This is a genomic window from Nitrospirota bacterium, assembly GCA_037386965.1.
Lineage (GTDB): Bacteria > Nitrospirota > Thermodesulfovibrionia > Thermodesulfovibrionales > JdFR-86 > JARRLN01.
This window is the reverse complement of sequence record JARRLN010000003.1, coordinates 31,683-48,297: the sequence shown is the minus strand read 5'-3', so window position 1 is coordinate 48,297 and position 16,615 is coordinate 31,683. Positions and strand designations below refer to the sequence as shown.

General features: G+C 64.8%; 17 protein-coding genes. 9 read left to right on the top strand and 8 right to left on the bottom strand.

The annotated features are described in order from the left end of the window. The 3 genes from P8Y39_01205 to P8Y39_01195 all read left to right on the top strand — a co-directional run. On the top strand, window positions 1-603 hold a 603-nt coding region (locus P8Y39_01205), incomplete at its 5' end, for a helix-turn-helix domain-containing protein (protein ID MEJ2190952.1). Between the two features lie 164 nt (window positions 604-767). Beyond that, the gene (locus tag P8Y39_01200) at window positions 768-1,262 is read left to right on the top strand and encodes a hypothetical protein (GenBank protein ID MEJ2190951.1); all 495 of its coding nucleotides are present in this window, start codon (window positions 768-770) and stop codon (window positions 1,260-1,262) included. Window positions 1,263-1,342: 80 nt separating this feature from the next. Beyond that, a complete protein-coding gene (locus P8Y39_01195) occupies window positions 1,343-1,963 on the top strand; it encodes a HEAT repeat domain-containing protein (protein MEJ2190950.1) in 621 nt (206 codons plus the stop codon). Window positions 1,964-1,995: 32 nt separating this feature from the next. Here the strand turns inward: P8Y39_01195 and P8Y39_01190 are convergent, their stop codons facing one another. Continuing rightward, the gene (locus P8Y39_01190; protein ID MEJ2190949.1) at window positions 1,996-2,874 is read right to left on the bottom strand and encodes an A/G-specific adenine glycosylase; all 879 of its coding nucleotides are present in this window, start codon (window positions 2,872-2,874) and stop codon (window positions 1,996-1,998) included. Here P8Y39_01190 and P8Y39_01185 point away from each other — a divergent pair. From P8Y39_01185 to P8Y39_01175, 3 genes are all read left to right on the top strand, one after another. Beyond that, window positions 2,858-3,847: an NAD(P)H-binding protein gene (locus P8Y39_01185; GenBank protein ID MEJ2190948.1), complete on the top strand. Its 990-nt coding sequence runs from the start codon at window positions 2,858-2,860 to the stop codon at window positions 3,845-3,847. The genes P8Y39_01190 and P8Y39_01185 overlap by 17 nt on opposite strands. Before the next feature lie 63 nt (window positions 3,848-3,910). Then, window positions 3,911-4,189 carry a cupin domain-containing protein gene (locus P8Y39_01180; protein MEJ2190947.1) on the top strand — a complete coding sequence of 93 codons (279 nt, stop codon included), beginning with the start codon at window positions 3,911-3,913 and terminating at the stop codon, window positions 4,187-4,189. Window positions 4,190-4,192: 3 nt separating this feature from the next. After that, the gene (locus P8Y39_01175) at window positions 4,193-4,498 is read left to right on the top strand and encodes a hypothetical protein (GenBank protein ID MEJ2190946.1); all 306 of its coding nucleotides are present in this window, start codon (window positions 4,193-4,195) and stop codon (window positions 4,496-4,498) included. A gap of 3 nt (window positions 4,499-4,501) precedes the next feature. On the opposite strand, the gene ychF is transcribed toward P8Y39_01175, so the two are convergent. The 4 genes from ychF to P8Y39_01155 form a co-directional block, all read right to left on the bottom strand. Further along, complete coding sequence (ychF, locus tag P8Y39_01170) at window positions 4,502-5,596, bottom strand: redox-regulated ATPase YchF (protein MEJ2190945.1); 1,095 nt, start codon at window positions 5,594-5,596, stop codon at window positions 4,502-4,504. Continuing rightward, window positions 5,593-8,334, bottom strand: a complete 2,742-nt coding sequence (gene uvrA / locus P8Y39_01165; GenBank protein MEJ2190944.1) for an excinuclease ABC subunit UvrA — start codon at window positions 8,332-8,334, stop codon at window positions 5,593-5,595. Before uvrA ends, ychF begins: the two co-directional genes overlap by 4 nt. A gap of 74 nt (window positions 8,335-8,408) precedes the next feature. Further along, complete coding sequence (gene argB, locus P8Y39_01160; GenBank protein MEJ2190943.1) at window positions 8,409-9,278, bottom strand: acetylglutamate kinase; 870 nt, start codon at window positions 9,276-9,278, stop codon at window positions 8,409-8,411. Between the two features lies 1 nt (window position 9,279). Then, entirely contained in the window at window positions 9,280-9,873 is a 594-nt protein-coding gene (locus P8Y39_01155; protein MEJ2190942.1) for an FmdE family protein, read from the bottom strand. 182 nt (window positions 9,874-10,055) lie between these two features. On the opposite strand from P8Y39_01155, the gene P8Y39_01150 reads away from it, so the two are divergent. Beyond that, window positions 10,056-12,521, top strand: a complete 2,466-nt coding sequence (locus P8Y39_01150) for a tetratricopeptide repeat protein (protein ID MEJ2190941.1) — start codon at window positions 10,056-10,058, stop codon at window positions 12,519-12,521. 27 nt (window positions 12,522-12,548) lie between these two features. Then, the gene (locus P8Y39_01145) at window positions 12,549-13,373 is read left to right on the top strand and encodes an AAA family ATPase (GenBank protein ID MEJ2190940.1); all 825 of its coding nucleotides are present in this window, start codon (window positions 12,549-12,551) and stop codon (window positions 13,371-13,373) included. A gap of 8 nt (window positions 13,374-13,381) precedes the next feature. Here the strand turns inward: P8Y39_01145 and radA are convergent, their stop codons facing one another. Both radA and thiD read right to left on the bottom strand, forming a co-directional pair. Beyond that, window positions 13,382-14,734, bottom strand: coding sequence for a DNA repair protein RadA (gene radA, locus P8Y39_01140; protein ID MEJ2190939.1), 1,353 nt, complete (start codon window positions 14,732-14,734; stop codon window positions 13,382-13,384). Between the two features lie 2 nt (window positions 14,735-14,736). Next, the gene (thiD, locus tag P8Y39_01135; GenBank protein MEJ2190938.1) at window positions 14,737-15,513 is read right to left on the bottom strand and encodes a bifunctional hydroxymethylpyrimidine kinase/phosphomethylpyrimidine kinase; all 777 of its coding nucleotides are present in this window, start codon (window positions 15,511-15,513) and stop codon (window positions 14,737-14,739) included. Window positions 15,514-15,608: 95 nt separating this feature from the next. Between thiD and mqnB the strand changes: the two genes are divergently transcribed. After that, window positions 15,609-16,310 carry a futalosine hydrolase gene (mqnB, locus tag P8Y39_01130; GenBank protein MEJ2190937.1) on the top strand — a complete coding sequence of 234 codons (702 nt, stop codon included), beginning with the start codon at window positions 15,609-15,611 and terminating at the stop codon, window positions 16,308-16,310. On the opposite strand, the gene P8Y39_01125 is transcribed toward mqnB, so the two are convergent. After that, window positions 16,294-16,593 carry a PilZ domain-containing protein gene (locus P8Y39_01125; protein MEJ2190936.1) on the bottom strand — a complete coding sequence of 100 codons (300 nt, stop codon included), beginning with the start codon at window positions 16,591-16,593 and terminating at the stop codon, window positions 16,294-16,296. The two genes, mqnB and P8Y39_01125, sit on opposite strands and share 17 nt — an antisense overlap. Between the last annotated feature and the right edge of the window lie 22 nt (window positions 16,594-16,615).

The window sequence follows — 16,615 nt, the reverse complement described above, 5'->3', positions numbered from 1 at the left end:
GGCCACGCCATCGAGAACAGCCTGGACAACCTTCGGGAGTTCCATCGCCTGGGGGGGAAGAACAAGATAAAGGTGGACTCCCGCGTCCTGGCGGCCACGAACAGGAACATCGAGGAGGCTGTGCAGAAGGGCGATTTCAGGTCCGACCTCTATTACCGCCTCAATGTCATAACCATCCAGGTCCCTCCGCTCAGGGAGCGGAAGGAGGATATCCGCCCCCTTGTGGAGCATTTCCTCGGGCTCTATGCGAAGAAGAACAACAAGGACATCCGGGGGTTCGACGAGCCGGTGATGGATATACTGACCGCCTACGAATGGCCCGGAAACGTCCGGGAGCTCGAGAACACCGTGGAAAGGGCCGTCATCCTCTGCCCCTACGATTTCATCACCGAGGAGTGCATTCCCAGGCGCCTGCGCATCTGCCCCGAGGAGGAGCCCGCATCGGACGGGGAAGAATTCAACCTCATGGAGATAGAGAAAAGGGTCATCCTCAAGGCCCTGGAAACCGACAACTGGAACCAGTCCCGGGCGGCCGAGCTCCTGGGAGTCTCCCGGAAGACGTTGAGAACCAAGATGAAGAACCTGGGACTTCTCCCGGGCTGACAGACGCCCCCGGCCTCATCCCTCCCCCCTTCCCCCCCGGTCTTTTCCGCACTTCTGCAAACGGATTTGCCCGGATGCAAAAGAACGCGGACTTTTTCCCTTTTATTACCGGCGCTTAGAGCTGGTACGAAACGTGCCATTCTCCGGGCAGAGGAGAGCCGGAGATGCGCACAAGGGAAATGCCGCCGGGCGATATCGACTATGCCCTGATTGACCCTCCCCTGAGGGCCCTGGTGAGGGCGCTCAACCGGAGCGCCTGGGTGCGGACGCGGGGATGCTGTGCCGGGCGTGCCGCCCACCCGGGGGGAGACTTCTATCTCGCCCTGGAGGTGCGGGGCATGGAGGGAATCCGGGGCCTTCTCAGGTGGCTGGCCCTGTCCCGTTCGCTGGGCTGGGACATGTGCCTGGAAGCGGGCGCCCTCAGGGCCCTGGTCCTGCCCGATGTGGAGCTCTGCCCCGCCGCGGCATCCGACGGGGAGTGGGTCCGCCTGGAGCTCCGCGATATCCTCGGGGACCGGCCCCCCACGGAGACCGAGACCCGGGGCGCCATACGGGCCCTCGAGGCCGGATGGAACGCACTTCACGGGCAGACGGGTCAGCACCGGAATGCCCTGACTATTACCGATTTCCCCATAAAGGAGGTCTTGAGGACGCCATGAAGACACGTCTCGTTTTGTCCTTGCTCGTTGCCGCCTTATTCTTTTTTTCTGCGCCCTCTCTCTGGGCGAGGGCTCCCCTCGTGGCCGGCGCCGAGCCCTATGACGCCGAGCTTCTCTCCGAGTACCGCGACCTGGGCAGGACGGCGCCCCTGATGGCCGCTCTCAAGGACCGGGACCCCTTCGTCAGGGCCAGGGCTGCGCAGCTCCTGGGGGAAATGGGAGACCCCGAGACAGCCGAGGCCCTGATCCAAAGCCTCAAGGACCCCAACCCCTATGTGCGCGCCTATGCGGCCGGCTCCCTGGGGGAGATGGGTGAAAGAAGGGCCGTGGAGGCTCTGGCCTTTCTTCTTTCCGACGAGAGCCCTTTCGTGAGGGCGAAGGCCGAGCTTGCCCTGGGAGAAATCGGCGACCCCCGGGCGGCCCCCCATCTCATCCAGGCCCTGGGGGACCGGGAAGCCGTCGTCCGCTGTAACGCCGCCTGGGCCCTTGGAAAGATATGCGTGCATGAGGCCACGGCACCCCTGGTGCAGGCCCTCGGGGACGAAGACCCCTCGGTGCGCGCCTCGGCCGCCGCAGCCCTGGGCCAGGCCGGAGACCCCACGGCCATGGAGTCTCTGAAGGAAGCCCTCGACGATGAAGACCCCCTTGTGAGGACGAAAGCGGCCCAGGCCCTCTCGGAGCTGATGGAAAGCGACAGGTAAGAACACTCCTCTGGCCGGAGGCCGAACCCTCCTCAGGCCACCCGGTAGACGCCCCGGCCGTAGCGGAGGAAACCTTCCTCGGCGAGGGCCGCAAGGACGGGGGAAAGCCGCTCTGAGGAGAGCCCGAGGGCGCGGGCAAGCCGGGCACGGGTCCCGGGGCCTTCCGTCAGAAGCAGCCGAAGCACACGCCCCCGGAGCTCCCTCTCGGAGCCCTTGAAAGGGCTCTGCTTCGCGTAATGGGCGCTCCTCTGGTTGGTGCGGGGTGCCTTCTGTCCGAGCATGACGCCGTAGTCCATGAGAGCGTAATACCAGGAGCGGGGGTCGGCCCTGTCCAGGGTCTCTGCCACCAGGGGGAGGATGTCGCCGTCCCTGACACAGGCGGCATTGGGAAAAAAGAAATGGAGGAAGACGCGCCGGATGTTGGTCTCCACAAAGACCGCAGGCTCGCCGAAGGCAAAGGCCGAAACGGCAGAGGCCGTAGCCCTCCCCACGCCGGGCAGCGCCATGAGGGCCTCCACGCCCCGGGGAAGCCTGCCGCCGTGCTCGCGCGCCACCCTCCGGGCGGCCTCCCGAAGCCACAGGGCCCGCCGGTTATAGCCCAGCCCCTGCCAGAGGACCAGGACCTCCCGCACCTGGGCACGGGCCAGGGCCCGGAAGCTCCCGAAGGCGCGGAGGAAAGGACCGTACTTTGCCAGAACGCGCTCCGTGCCCGTCTGCTGAAGCATGACCTCGGAAAGGAAAATCCTGTAGGGCACGCGGGTCCGCCTCCAGGGGAAATCGCGGCCATGAACCCGGTAGTGTTCGTAAATGGCCGAGCGGAACGCCTCGACGTCCAGCGGGGCGGGGCGGAGCCGCTGCCCGGGGACGGCCCGGCATGAGGGCGTTCCGTGATGCGTGCCGGAGGCTTTCATTACCCCTATAATAAAGAAGGAGGTGGCGCCTGTGTCGAGCGTGCAGTTCCACATGGTGACGGGGGCTTTCGGCTTCTCGGGGAAATACGTGGCCCGGAGACTCCTGGAGGCCGGCCATGAAGTGCGCACCCTGACCAACTCCCCCCACAGAAGCAACCCCTTCGGGGGCAAAGTGAAGGCCTTCCCCTATAATTTTGACGACCCGGAGAAGCTCGCCGAATCCCTCCGGGGAGCGGCCGTCCTCTACAACAACTACTGGGTGAGGTTCAACCATCCCGGTTTCTCCTATGCCCGGGCGGTGGAGAACTCCCGCGTGCTCTTCGAGGCGGCGCGGCGGGCGGGGGTGAGGCGGGTGGTGCACATAAGCATCACCAACCCCTCGGAGGACTCCCCCTTCGAATACTTCAGAGGGAAGGCTCTCCTGGAGCGCCTCCTCGGGGAAAGCGGCATCCCCCACAGCATCCTCCGGCCTGCCGTCCTTTTCGGCAAGGAGGACATCCTCATAAACAACATCGCCTGGTTTCTCCGGCACTTTCCCGTCTTTGGGGTCTTCGGCACAGGCCAGTACAAGCTCGAGCCCATTTACGTCGACGACCTGGCGGCCCTGGCAGTGCACGAAGCCCAAAGGACCGAAAATCGCACGCTGGATGCCATCGGCCCGGAGTGCTACACATACAGGGAACTCGTTCAGGCCGTGGGCGAGGCCATCGGGAAGAAGAGGCCCATCGTCCCGGTGCCGCCCGCCCTGGGTTACGCGGTGGGCTCTCTGGTGGGCAGAATCCTCGGGGACGTCACCATTACCCACGACGAGGTGGAGGGGCTCATGGCCGGCCTCCTGCACACCGGCTCGCCCCCGCTGGGCGGAACACTGCTCAGCGAGTGGGTCCGGGAACACGCCGAGCTGGTGGGCTCCCGCTACCACAGCGAGCTTGCCCGGAGAACGGACCGGGAAAGTCCCTACGAAAAGCTCTGAATCACAGACCCCGCCGGGGCCGCTCTGGTATAATTATGCGCATTCCACCATCACGGAGGAAAAATGGAAGACATCACGATTGAGCGGAACGCATCATCCGAGCGGCTAGAGGAGCTGGGCGTCCCGGACTGGGCCATCTGGAGCCGGGAGGAGTCGTCCTTTCCCTGGACCTACGGCGACACCGAAACGTGCTTTTTCCTCGAAGGCGACGTGACGGTCACCCCGGAAGGGGGCAGCCCCGTGCGGCTGGCCAAAGGAGACCTGGTGACCTTCCCCCAGGGCATGTCCTGTACGTGGGAGATTCACCGGACCGTGCGGAAACATTACAAGTTCGGCGGATGAGCGATGGCCATGGACGGCGGACGGCTGGAGGTCCTCCTGGTGCAGGAGGTGCTCAGGCGGATAAAGACCTACGAGGACATCGACGTCGCCGTGCACGCCCTGGTGCGGGCCATCGTGGCCGTCCTGGGCCAGACCGTCATGTCCCTGCCCGAAGAAGAGCGGGAGGGCTTCTTCGACCAGGGGACCGAAGAGGTCACCAATGCCCTGAAGCACTACAAGTGGCAGATACTGAAGGAGAGCAAGAAGAAAGAGAAAGACGACAAGCTGGGCTGGTTCGCGCGAAGGATTTCGGAGAATGACATGGTGTGATTCTCAGACGTTGAAACGGAAATTGACGATATCGCCGTCCTTTACTTCGTAGGATTTCCCTTCGAGCCTCAGAAGCCCTTTCTCCCGTGCCTGGGCCATGCTTGCGCCGGCCGACATGAAATCGTCGTAGGAGACCACCTCCGCCCTGATGAAGCCCCTCTCTATGTCGGAGTGGATCTTGCCCGCGGCCCTGAGAGCGCTCGTCCCTCTCCCGACGGCCCAGGCCCGCACCTCGTCGGCACCCACGGTAAAGAAGGAAATGAGGCCCACCTTATCGTAGGAGACGCGGATGAGCCTGTCCAAGGCCGGCTCCTCGATTCCCAGATCGTCGAGGAAGTCCCGGGCCTCCTCCGGGGGAAGCTCCGCAATCTCCATCTCGACCTTCCCGCTCAGGACCTGCACGTCCACCTGGGAGGAACCCCCGAAGAAGCCCGAAACGCTCTCCCTCCACGAGGCGGCCTTTTCGGAGCCAAGGTCCGTCTCGCCGACGTTCAGGACGACCACCTCGGGCTTTATGGACATGAACTGCAGGTGGCGCATGGCCCGCAGCTCGGCCTCGCCGAAGGCGGCGTCCCTGAGAGGTCTTTCGGCCTCCAGGGTCTCCCGGGCCCTCAGGAGCACCTTCTTTTCCTCCTCGTTTATCTTTACCCCGCCCTTCTTCCGCGAGGCCTCCATGGTCTCGAGCCTCCGCTCCACCAGCTCCAGGTCGCCGAAGAGGAGCTCGGCCTCCACCGTCTCCACGTCGGCCAGGGGGGCTATCCGCCCCAGGGGGTGAAGGACCGCCTCGTCCTCGAAGGCCCGCACCACCTGCACCAGCGCGTCGGCGTCCTTGATGAACTCCAAGACGGTACGGTTCTGTTTCAGGTCCTTCGGGGTGAGGCCGATGTAATCCACGTAATGGACTGTGGAAAAGGTGGTTTTCCTGGGATTGAATATCCCGCTCAGCCGGTCAACCCTGGGGTCGGGCACCTTCACCACGCCCATGTTGGGCTGTCCCCCGGTGGAGGGATAAGGGGTCGTCTCCGCGCCGAGCCCGGTAAGGGCGTTAAAGACCGTGGTCTTGCCCGAGTTGGCCAGGCCGGTGATGCCTATTTTCATGCCGCCTCGCCCCTTTCGGCCCTGGCGGCGAGAAGCTCCCCGACGTACCTGCCCGTGTAGGAGCGGGTGGCCTCAACGATTTTCTCCGGAGGACCCGCGAAAAGCACCTCCCCGCCCTGCTCGCCTCCCTCGGGCCCCAGGTCCACCAGCCAGTCGGCGGCACGGATGACGTCCAGGTTGTGCTCGATGACCAGCACCGTATTGCCGGAGTCCACGAGCTTTCCGAGCACCGTAAGCAGGGCCCCCACGTCCTTCATGTGCAGCCCCACCGTGGGCTCATCCAGCACATACAGGACGCCCCGAACGCGCCCCACTCCCAGCTCGGCACATATCTTGAGCCTCTGGGCCTCTCCCCCCGAAAGGGTGGGCGCGGGCTGGCCCAGTATCAGGTAGCCCAGGCCGACCTCCCTCAAGAGGGCAAGGCGCCCTTGTATCTGCGACTGCCCGCCGAAGAAGAGCGCGGCCTCATCCACGGTCATCTTCAGGACCTCGTCGATGCTCTTGCCCTGGTAGGTCACGCCCAGGGCTTCCCGCCCGTAGCGGCGCCCCCCGCAGTCCTCGCACGTGATGTAGAGGTCCTCGAAGAAATACATCTCGAGCTTCTGGTATCCTTCGCCCTTGCACGTCTCGCACCGCCCGCCCGGGACGTTGAAGGAGAAGAAGCCCGGCCCGTACCCCCGGGCGCGGGCTTCCGGCTGCTCGGCAAAGAGCTTCCGGATGTGGTCGAATATCTTCATGTACGTGACGGGGTTGGACCGGGGGCTCCGGCCGATGGGGGACTGGTCCACCAGCTTCACGGACTTCAGGGCCTCAAACCCCTTGAGAGAGCGGTAAGGCAGGGGGCTGTCCGTCCCCAACCGGAGGTTCTTGACCAGGGCCTTGTAAAGGGTGTCCACGGCCAGCGTGCTCTTGCCCGAGCCGCTTACGCCGGAGATCACGGCGAGTGTCCCCAGGGGAACCTCGAGGTCCACATCCCTGAGGTTGTTTCCCGAGGCCCCCTCAAGGCGAAGCCATCCCGAGCCCGTCCTCGGGCGCTCTACGGGCGGCGCCGCCTCCTCGAGGCCGCGCACGTAGCGGGAGGTCACGGTGTCGGCCTGGAGAAAATCCCTCTTTTCTCCCGCGAAGACGACATTTCCCCCCAGATGCCCGCCCCCGGGGCCCAGCTCGACGACCCAGTCGGCGCCCTCGATGACCCCCTTGTCGTGCTCCACCACGATGACCGTATTGCCGATGTCGGCAAGCTCGGCCATAATCTCCGAGACCCGGTCGGTGTCGCGCTTGTGCAGGCCCACCGTGGGCTCGTCCAGGACATAGAGGGTCCCGGTCAGGCGCGAGGAGAGCTGGTTGGACAGGTTGACCCGCTGGTACTCGCCCCCCGAGAGGGTCTTGCCCTCGCGCCACAGGGTGAGGTAGTCAAGCCCCACCCTATGGAGGAAACCGAGCTTCAGCTCTATCTGCCTGAGCAGCTCCGCGGCCACCATCTTCTGGAAGGGAGAAAGAGGCATCTCTCCGAAGAATCCCATCAGCCCCGAGACGGGGAGACCGCAAAGCTCGGCTATGTCCAGGTCGCCGATGCGATAGGCCAGGGCCTCGGGCCGGAGCCTCTTGCCCCGGCAGGCGGGACAGAGCACGCCCTTGCGGTAGCGGGAGAGGAAAACCCGGACGTGCAGCTTGTAGCGCTTGCCCTCAAGCTCCTCGAAGAACTCATCGATGCCCTCGAACGCGCCGGTCCCCTTGAAGAGCTTCGTCCGGTCGGCTCGCGAGAGCTTCCTGTAGGGCTTGTTGACGTCGATGCCCGCCCCGGGCGCGCCCTTCAGAAGCTGGGACTTCCACCACCGGGCGGCGGGCTTCTCCCAGGGCTCGACGGCCCCTTCGGCCAGGGAAAGGTACGGATCCGGCACGATGAGGGATTCGTCGTAGCGCAGGATGTTGCCGAACCCCTTGCATTGCGGGCAGGCCCCCACGGGATGGTTGAAAGAGAAAAGCAGGGGAGAGGGCTCCTCAAGCGCATAACCGCACCCGTCGCAGACGTTGCCCGCGACGAAGGACCTCTCGGGGCCGTCCACCACCCTGACCTTCATCCGGCCGTCTCCCTCCCTGAAGGCGGTCTCCACGCTGTCGGCCAGCCGTTTTTCGTCCCTGAGGACAAGCCTGTCCAGGACGACCTCAAAGGGCGGCCCGGCCTCCGGCGCATCCTCGAAGTCCAGGACACGCCCCTCACGCCAGAGGCGGAGGAACCCCCGCTTTCCGAGGTCTTCCCTTTTCTCCGGGCTTTCGAAAGTGACGACCGCCTTGCGGTTCCGGTAGTTTTCCATCAGCTCCCGGGTGACGTCGGAGGGATGCCACCTGTGGATTTCCTCCCCGCACCGGGGGCAATACGCGGTGCCCACCTTGGCGTACAGGAGCCGGAAGTAATCGTACATCTCCGTCAGCGTGCCCACGGTGGAGCGGGAGCCCCGCACGGGGTTCCTCTGCTCCAGGGCGATGGCGGGCCGGATGTTCTCTATGGCCTCCACCTGCGGGCGGTCCAGCTTCTCCAGGAACAGGCGGGCGTACGTCGAGAGGCTCTCGATGAACCGCCACTGCCCCTCCGCGAAAATGGTGTCGAAGGCCAGAGAGGACTTCCCCGAGCCCGAAACCCCGGTGACGGCGATGACCCGGTTATGCGGGAGGGCGAGGGAAAGGTCCTTGAGGTTGTTCTGCCTCGCGCCCTTCAAGATGAGCTCGTCCGTGGACATCCCCTTATTTTATAGGCCTTCCAGAGGGGTTTGCAACGTGGGTGGCCCCGGCCTTGCGGGCCGGACGAGGCCTTTCAGTGCGTAATCTCGGTGCCCAGGCCCCTGTCGGTGAATATTTCCAGGAGAAGGCAGTGCGGGACGCGGCCGTCAATAATGTGGACTTTGCCCACGCCGTCCTTCAGGGCGCTCAGTGCGGCCTGCACCTTGGGGATCATGCCGCCGGAGATGGTGCCCGCGGTTACGAACTTCGCGGCCTTCGCCCGTGAAAGGGAGACAAGGGTCTTTCCCCCGGCATCCCGGATGCCCGGGACGTCGGTGAGGTAGATAAGCTTCTCGGCCTTGACCGCCGCCGACACGGCGGCGGTCAAGTCGTCGCCGTTTATGTTCAGGGTCTCCCCGTCAGCGCCCACGCCCACCGGCGATATGACCGGGATAAAGCCCGCCCTGTCCAGGCTGACCAGGACATCCGGGTCCACCTCGGTCACCTCGCCCACCAGGCCCAGGTCCAGGTACTCCTCCGGGGCAGGCCCCTTGAGGCGCTTCTTCCGGGCCTTGATGAGCCCGGCGTCCTTTCCGCTCAAGCCCACCGCCCGCCCCCCCTGGCTGTTGATGAGGGAGACTATCTGCTTGTTCACCAAGCCCCCCAGGACCATCTCCACTATCTCCATGGTCTCTTCGTCCGTGACCCGGTGGCCGTGGACGAAGCTGGGCTTCTTGCCCATCTTCTCCATGGTGGCGCTTATCGTGGGCCCGCCGCCGTGGACCACGACCGGACGGATGCCGATGAAGTTCAGGAGGGCGACGTCCTGCGCAAAGGCCTGCTTCAGGTGTTCCTCCACCTGCGCCGACCCGCCGTATTTTATGACGAAGGTCTTCCCGTAAAAAGAGCGGATATAGGGCAGGGCCTCGATGAGGACCCCTGCCTTTCTGATGAGCTCCTCCACGCTAGCCTTCCCGGTCCTCGGCCTCCGCGCAGGGGAGGCAGAGGACCTTGCCCTCGCGGAGGCGGGCACGGGGCTCCATGACCTTCTCGCCGCAGCGCTCGCACCGGAGACTGGCGTAGATGCGGGCCTGGTGCGGCGGCTCCATCCGCCCCCGCTGCACCTCAAAAAGCTCCCCCTCCGGGGCCTCCATAATTGCCTCGATTTTCCGGGATTTTCTGTCCTGCACGGCCTCGCGGACAGCCGCGGAGCGGTCCCCTTTCATATAGCGGCCCCACGCCTCCTTCTCCTCGCTGGTCTCGGGCGGGGGCTCCCATTTGACCGCGACCCGCAGGAACTCGCCCGAAGGGCGCTTGATGAACGTGTAGACCTGCTTGCCGTAGTCCCGGTACAAGAGATTGCCCTTGCCGAAGGTGCATCCCGTCAGGACCTGCACGGCATCCACGGCGCACGAGTCGTTCTCGACCTCGGCCACCAGTTCCTCGTCCTCGGCCCGTTCGCCCATCTCGCGCAGGGCGAGCTCGCTGACCCTGTAGCCCAGGGCCAGGCCGGGACAGACGTGGCCGTGAAAAGCGGCGACATCCTCAAGTGACTGCATCGCTTCCTCCGTATCTCTGGTTCATGCCTCCCATTGTAAATGAAGAAGTCCGGATTTTGCATGGCGTCAACGCCGTAAAGGGTAAAAAAATGCCCGGAATGTGATGTGACTCATTTCACGTTTTTTCAACGAAAACGTATAATTATTGACAGTTTATCTGATTATGTGTGATAATCTGCCGTATGGTCGATAAGGCCTCCATAAGCAAGAACGCCCAGAAGTACCTTGCCAAGGGGCAGATAGACAAGGCTATCGCCGAGTGGCGGAAACTTGCCGACGTCTCGCCCGACGGCAACGTCCTGAACTTCATCGGCGACCTCTACATCAAGAAGGGCGAGAAGGCCCCCGCCCTGGCCGAGTTCCGCAAGGCCGCAAAAATTTATATGAACGAAGGGTTTACCCTGAAGGCCCTGGCCATTTACAAGAAGATCCTGAACGTCAACCCCCGTGCCGCGGACGCCCTTATCGCCCTGGGGCAGTTGACGGAAGAGAAGAACATCTTCACCGACGCCGTCAAGTACTACCTTGCCGCGGCGGACGTCCTGTCCAAGGAGAACAAGCGGGACGAGCTCCTGAAAGTCTATGAGCGCGTCCTGAACCTCGCGCCGACGAACGTCCAGCTGAAAACCAAGGTGGCGGAGCTTTTCTCCAAGGAGGGGTTCGTCTCCGAGGCGGCCCGGGAGTACCTCAACATCGGGCAGATTCACCTGGACAAGGGGGACGCCGAAAAGGGCGGCAAGTTCATCCATAAAGCCATGGAGATACAGCCCAACAACGTCGATGCCATCGTGGCCATGAGCCGCCTGGCCGAGAGTTCGGGAGACATGGCGAAGGCCGAAGAGCACCTGAGCTCCGCCCTTCAGAAGGCCGGCGAGAGTACCGGACTGCTCAAGAGAAAGGCCGAACTCCGCATGGCTTCGGGCGACCGCCAGGGGGCCATAGACGTCATACGCACGCTCGTGGAGAAAAACCCCTCCGACGTCGGGGCGCGGAAGCACCTGGGCGACCTGTACCGGCAGGCAGGCTCGAGGGAAGAGGCCTGGGGGCAGTTCCGCACCATCATCGAGACGCTTATAAAAGAGCAGGAAGTGGCGGAGGCCCAGGAGCTTCTCGAGGAATTCAAGGACCTCGAGCCCGTGGAGAACCGGCGCCGTCTGGTCGACCTGTACAAGAAGGCCGGGGATGAGCGGGCCGCGGGCGAGCTCCTGGGGCTGGCTTCCCTCCATGAGAAAGAGGGCCGGACGGAACAGGCGATTGCGTGCCTGAAAGAGGCCGAGGGCCTGAGGCCCGATGACGCGGAGATAAAGAAAATGATGGCGGCCCTTCAAAGCGGAGCCGAAGAGAAGCCGAAAGAAACCCCGCAGAAGCCCGAGGAAACCCCGGCAGCGGCCCAGCCAGAGGACGAAGCCGGAGACGGGGGGGCTTCCCTTGATATCGCAAGCGCTCAGGCCGACCTGGAGGCCCTTTCGGGCCTGGGCGCAGAGGACGTCCAGCCCGAGGAGAAACCCGGGCCGCCCCCCTCCGCCCACCAGCCGGCCAAGAGCCTGGAGGAGGCCTTCATGGAGACCGACATCTTCTTCAAGTACGGACTCCTGAACGAGGCAAGGAACCTCTTGGAAGGCTGGAAGGCCAAGGCGCCGGAGAGCGTGGAGCTTCACGAGAAGCTCAAGCACCTCTACGAGAAGATGAACGACTCCGAACAGCTCGTGGGCGAGTGCATCATCCTGAGCACCCTGTTGGCCCGCCAGGGGAAGGAGGCCGAAAGCAGGGTCTATCTTGAGGAGGCGCGGAGGGCCGGGCCGTCGGACCCCAGGCTGAACGGGGGGCCCCAGGAGGCCGAAGGGCCCGAAATGCTCACCGCGGATGCCACCGGGGACATAGGCGAAGAATTCGCCCCGCAGAAGGAGGCGGATTCCCCGGAGGCTTACGCCGAGAAGATATCGGAAGGCGACTTCTATCTCGGACAGGGTTTCTACGCCGAAGCGGCGGGCGTCTACCGGTCCCTGCTCGAGAAAATCCCCGACAACGAAGACCTCCGGAAGAAGCTGGGGGAGGCCGAAAGGAAAATGCAGGAGGAGCACTCCTCTCCGGCCCCCGCCGGCGAGGAGTACGACATGGAGGCCGAGGCCTCCGGCGAGCAGCCGGATGCGCAGGCTCAGGAACCGGCCCTCGACGACAACGTCATGGAAATCTTCGACGAGTTCAAGAAGGGCCTGGAACAGGAAATCGAGGCCGAAGACGCCGAGACCCACTACAACCTGGGCATAGCCTATAAGGAAATGGGCCTGGTGGACGACGCCATCAAGGAATTCCAGGCCTCCCAGCACGACCCGGACTACCTCTCCCAGTCCGCCACCATGCTCGGGGCCTGCTATATGCAAAAGGGACTCTATGCCCTGGCCATCGAGTCCTTCGGCACGGCGCTCATGAAAGTGGACCAAGCGGACGAGGCCTCCTGGAGCCTGAAGTACGACCTCGCCCTGGCCCACGAGCAAAACGGCGACGCGGCCCAGGCCCTGGACCTCTTCACGGAGGTCTACGGCTGGAACGCGGATTTCCGCGACGTGGCCGAGAAGGTCAATGCGCTGAAGACGGCGGCCGAGAAGGCACAGCCCAAGGGCAAGAAGAACCGCGTGTCATATATTTGATTTCCTGCCTGATGTATAATAGGCGCCATGGATTTTCTGGAATTCTACGGCCTGAAAGAACATCCCTTCTCCAACGTCGTCGACAGCCGCTTCTACTTCAACAGCGACCAGCACTCCTCGGCCCTCGTCAAGCTCAAGCACGCCGTGGACGCCAAGCGCGGCCTCTCGGTGGTCATCGGCGACATCGGCTCGGGAAAGACCACGCTGGCCAGGAAGCTCCTTGAAGAGCTCGACGAGGAGAGATACGAAGCCGCCCTCCTTGTAATCATCCACTCCTCGGTCAGCTCCGAGTGGCTCTTGAAGAAGCTGGGGCTGCAACTGGGGCTCGAGGAAGTGGCCGACGGCAAGGTGGAGCTCCTGGGCCAGTTGCACCGGCGGCTCGTGGACATCGACGAAGAGGGCAAGACGGCCGTCGTCCTGATGGACGAGGTGCAGATGCTCAACTCCCGGGAGCTCATGGAGGAGTTCCGGGGCATCCTGAACATGGAGAGGGCCGAGGGAAAGATGATGAACCTCATCTTCTTCGGCCTGAGCGAGCTGGAGGACGTCCTCAGCCTGGACGAGCCCCTGAAGCAGAGGGTGGCGATGAGGATACGGCTTCAGGCCTTCACGGAGAAGGACGCCCACGACTACATTCTCCACCGCCTCCGGGTCGCGGGGGCCGCGCGACAGATATTCACCGAGGAGGCCATCAGGGCCGTCCGGGGGTTCGCAGGCGGCCTTCCGCGCCTGATAAACACCATATGCGACAACGCTCTCCTTGAGGGTTTCCTGGTGAAGGCAGAGGTCATCGACGAGCAGCTCGTCCGCTCCGTGGCCGTGGACCTGGCACTGGAGACAGACCTGCGGTAGCCCGGGAGTTACATCCCCGCGGCCTCCAGGGCCTCCTCAAGCCGGGAGACGCCCATGACCTCGAGGCCGAACGTCTCCCGCTGCCTCCCGGCGTTGCCCCCGGGAATGACGGCCCGGCGGAAACCCACCTTGGCCGCCTCCCGGAGCCTCGTCTCGGCCTGGGCCACCGCACGCACCTCCCCGGAGAGGCCTATCTCTCCAAAGGCGATGATGTCGTGACCCGCGGGAATCTCCCTCAGGGAAGAGGCCACCGCGAGCACCAGGGGGAGGTCAACGGCCGGCTCCACGAGCTTGAGCCCTCCCACCACGTTGGTGAAGATGTCCATTCCCCCGAGCTGAAGCCCCCCGAGCTTCTCCAGGACCGCCACCAGGAGGTTCACCCTGGCCACGTCGAACCCGATGGAGGTCCTGCGGGGCATGCCGAAGGAGGTGGGCGTTACCAGGGCCTGCATCTCCACCAGGAGCGGGCGGGTCCCCTCCATGCTGGCCAGCACCACGGAGCCCGTCACCCCCGCGGGGCGCTCGGAGAGGAAGAGCTCCGAAGGGTTGGCTATCTCCCTGAGGCCCGCGTCGGACATCTCGAAGACGCCTATCTCGTTGGTGGAGCCGAAGCGGTTCTTCACCGCGCGAAGAATCCTGTAGGGATGCCCGCGGTCCCCCTCGAAATAAAGCACCGTATCAACGATGTGCTCTAGGACGCGGGGGCCCGCTATGGCCCCCTCCTTGGTCACGTGGCCGATGAGAAAGACGGGCATGCCGGTGCGCTTGGCCAGAAACATGAGCCGCGTGGCGCACTCGCGCACCTGCCCCACCGTGCCGGGGGCCGAGTCCATCTCCTCCGAGTACAGCGTCTGGATGGAGTCCACCACCAGGAGGTCGGGAGACAGGGAGGCCGCGGCATCCAGGGTGTTCTGAAGCGAGGTCTCCGCGAGGAGCACCACGTCCCCGGAGGCCACCTGCATCCTGTCCGCGCGGAGCTTTATCTGCGCGGGCGACTCCTCCCCCGATACGTAAAGGACCTTTCCCCCGACCTCGGCGGCCACCTGAAGGAGAAGGGTGGATTTCCCGATGCCCGGGTCCCCCCCGATGAGGACCACGGAGCCGGCCACCACGCCGCCGCCCAGGACGCGGTCGAACTCCCCGATGCCGGAGGAGGCCCGGGTCTCGCTCCCGGCCGGCACGTCATTCAGCGGGATGGGCACGGCGGCGCCCGCGAGCCCCTCGGAGCGGTGCTCCCGCCCCCCGCCCACTCTCTCCTCGACGAGGGTGTTCCACTGGTCACAATCCGGACACCGCCCCATCCACCGGGCACTCACATACCCGCACGCCTGGCACTGATACCGGGTCTTCGCCTTCGCCATTGCTACAGCCTCAGGAGGGCCCTTCCCCTCCCCGGCCTCCAGGCCCCCCGGATGGCGGCGCTCACGGCGTCCTTGGCCTTTCTGACCGCCTCCAGGGGCGGGGCCCCCAGGGCCAGGTGCGCCGCCACGGCCGCGGAGAAGGCACACCCCGTCCCATGGTACCGGCCCTCGTAGCGCCTGTCCTCGACGGCAACCATGTCGGTCCCGTCAAAGTAGAGGTCCAGCGTCCGGTCCTCCCCCGCCCCGCCGAAATGCCCCCCGGTGATGACCACGGCCCGGGGACCGAGGGCCTTCAACGAGCGGGCGGCCTCCCGCATCTCCTCCAGGGTCTCGATGGCCACGCCGGTGAGGACCTGGGCCTCGTAGACGTTCGGCGTAACGACACGGGCCACGGGCAGGAGGGTCTCCCGCATGACCTCCAGGGCCGCTTCCTCCAGCAGGGGGGTGCCCGAGGAGCTTACCGAGACGGGGTCCACGACGAGGTTATCGAGGCGATGACGCTCCACGGCGTTTCGCACCTCCTGCACGGCGCCCGCCGTATGGAGCATGCCCGTCTTCAGGGCATCCGGCCTAAGGTCCGCAAGAAGGACGTCCAGTTCCGCACGCAGGAACTCCCCTCTGACCGGCATGATGGACCGCACCTCTTCGGTGTTCTGCGCGGTGAGGGCGGCGGGCACCGAAAGGCCGTGCACACCGAGGGACCAGAAGACCTTGAGGTCGGCCTGAAGCCCCGCACCGCCCGAAGGGTCCGAGCCGGCGATGGTGAGAGCCATCCGCATTCCTGGATTATACAGCCCCGAAAAAGCCCTTTACAAACGGCGGCCCTCCCGAGCGAAGCGCCTGCCATAATCCGGGGCGTCTGCTATAATCCCCCATGTCCGGAAAATCTCCCCTGGGGCTCCTGGCTTCGGTGCCTTTCGAGGCCGGGCACATAAGGAAACACCTGAGGAACGTGCGGCTGGAGAAGCACGTGGCCAGGGGAACTCTGAAGGAAAGGCCGGTGGCTCTCCTGGTTTCGGGCATGGGGGCGGCAAACGCCGCCTGGGGGGCCACCGTGCTCATCGAGCGCGCGGAGCCCTGCGCCCTCGTTGTTCTGGGAATCGGGGGCGCATACCCCGGGAGCGGCCTCGCCGTGGGAGAGGTGGCCGCCTGCGAGCGGGAGGTCTACGCCGACCTCGGGGTGCTCACCCCCGGGGGGCTCGCCGGCCTTGAGGCCACGGGCATTCCCCTTCTCCGGCGGGGGCGGAAGACGTATTTCCAGGAGTTCCCCCTGGACCGGGGGCTCCTCCGGAAGGCCCTCCGGCATTTGCACATCCGAAGCGGCACCTTCCTCACGGTGGCCCAGGTGACGGGAACCCTGCGGCGGGCCAGGGAGCTTCGCAGGCGTTTCGGCGCCCTGTGCGAGAACATGGAAGGCGCGGCGGCGGCCCAGGTGTGTGCGCGATACGGCGTGCCTCTTCTCGAAGTGCGCGGGATAAGCAACATGGTTTCGGACCGGGAGCCGGCCTCGTGGCGGAAGCGCGAGGCGGCCCGAAACTGCCAGCACGCGGTAATGGAGCTTACCGGCGTCCTCTGAGCTCCTCGACGAAGGCCTTTATCCGCCGGGCCACGCCCTCCTCGGGGTTGACGAAGCTCGCCCCGAAGCCGATGCCCGGCTGCGCGTGCTCCACCTTGGCGGTGACGGTTATTTCCTCCCCGTCGAGGGCGAAACTCAGCTCGATGACGGACTGCGGCACGACGTTGGCCCGCGTGTAGACATACATGCCGTTTTCGTTCAGGTCGAGGGCGGTGCCGCGTTGGGAACGATTGATGAGGACGTCCTGCTCGATGGAGACCCGCCTTTTACGCTTTTCCCGCATCGGCGCTAGTGTATAAGATTGC

Excerpts from the sequence above, each read along its gene's own strand:
- ychF (MEJ2190945.1), bottom strand. The coding sequence starts at position 5,596 with ATGAAAATAGGCATCACCGGCCTGGCCAACTCGGGCAAGACCACGGTC.
- P8Y39_01145 (MEJ2190940.1), top strand. The coding sequence starts at position 12,549 with ATGGATTTTCTGGAATTCTACGGCCTGAAAGAACATCCCTTCTCCAAC.
- P8Y39_01175 (MEJ2190946.1), top strand. The coding sequence starts at position 4,193 with ATGGCCATGGACGGCGGACGGCTGGAGGTCCTCCTGGTGCAGGAGGTG.
- P8Y39_01180 (MEJ2190947.1), top strand. The coding sequence starts at position 3,911 with ATGGAAGACATCACGATTGAGCGGAACGCATCATCCGAGCGGCTAGAG.
- uvrA (MEJ2190944.1), bottom strand. The coding sequence starts at position 8,334 with ATGTCCACGGACGAGCTCATCTTGAAGGGCGCGAGGCAGAACAACCTC.
- radA (MEJ2190939.1), bottom strand. The coding sequence starts at position 14,734 with ATGGCGAAGGCGAAGACCCGGTATCAGTGCCAGGCGTGCGGGTATGTG.
- P8Y39_01190 (MEJ2190949.1), bottom strand. The coding sequence starts at position 2,874 with ATGAAAGCCTCCGGCACGCATCACGGAACGCCCTCATGCCGGGCCGTC.
- P8Y39_01200 (MEJ2190951.1), top strand. The coding sequence starts at position 768 with ATGCGCACAAGGGAAATGCCGCCGGGCGATATCGACTATGCCCTGATT.
- P8Y39_01125 (MEJ2190936.1), bottom strand. The coding sequence starts at position 16,593 with ATGCGGGAAAAGCGTAAAAGGCGGGTCTCCATCGAGCAGGACGTCCTC.
- P8Y39_01155 (MEJ2190942.1), bottom strand. The coding sequence starts at position 9,873 with ATGCAGTCACTTGAGGATGTCGCCGCTTTTCACGGCCACGTCTGTCCC.
- P8Y39_01150 (MEJ2190941.1), top strand. The coding sequence starts at position 10,056 with ATGGTCGATAAGGCCTCCATAAGCAAGAACGCCCAGAAGTACCTTGCC.
- mqnB (MEJ2190937.1), top strand. The coding sequence starts at position 15,609 with ATGTCCGGAAAATCTCCCCTGGGGCTCCTGGCTTCGGTGCCTTTCGAG.
- thiD (MEJ2190938.1), bottom strand. The coding sequence starts at position 15,513 with ATGCGGATGGCTCTCACCATCGCCGGCTCGGACCCTTCGGGCGGTGCG.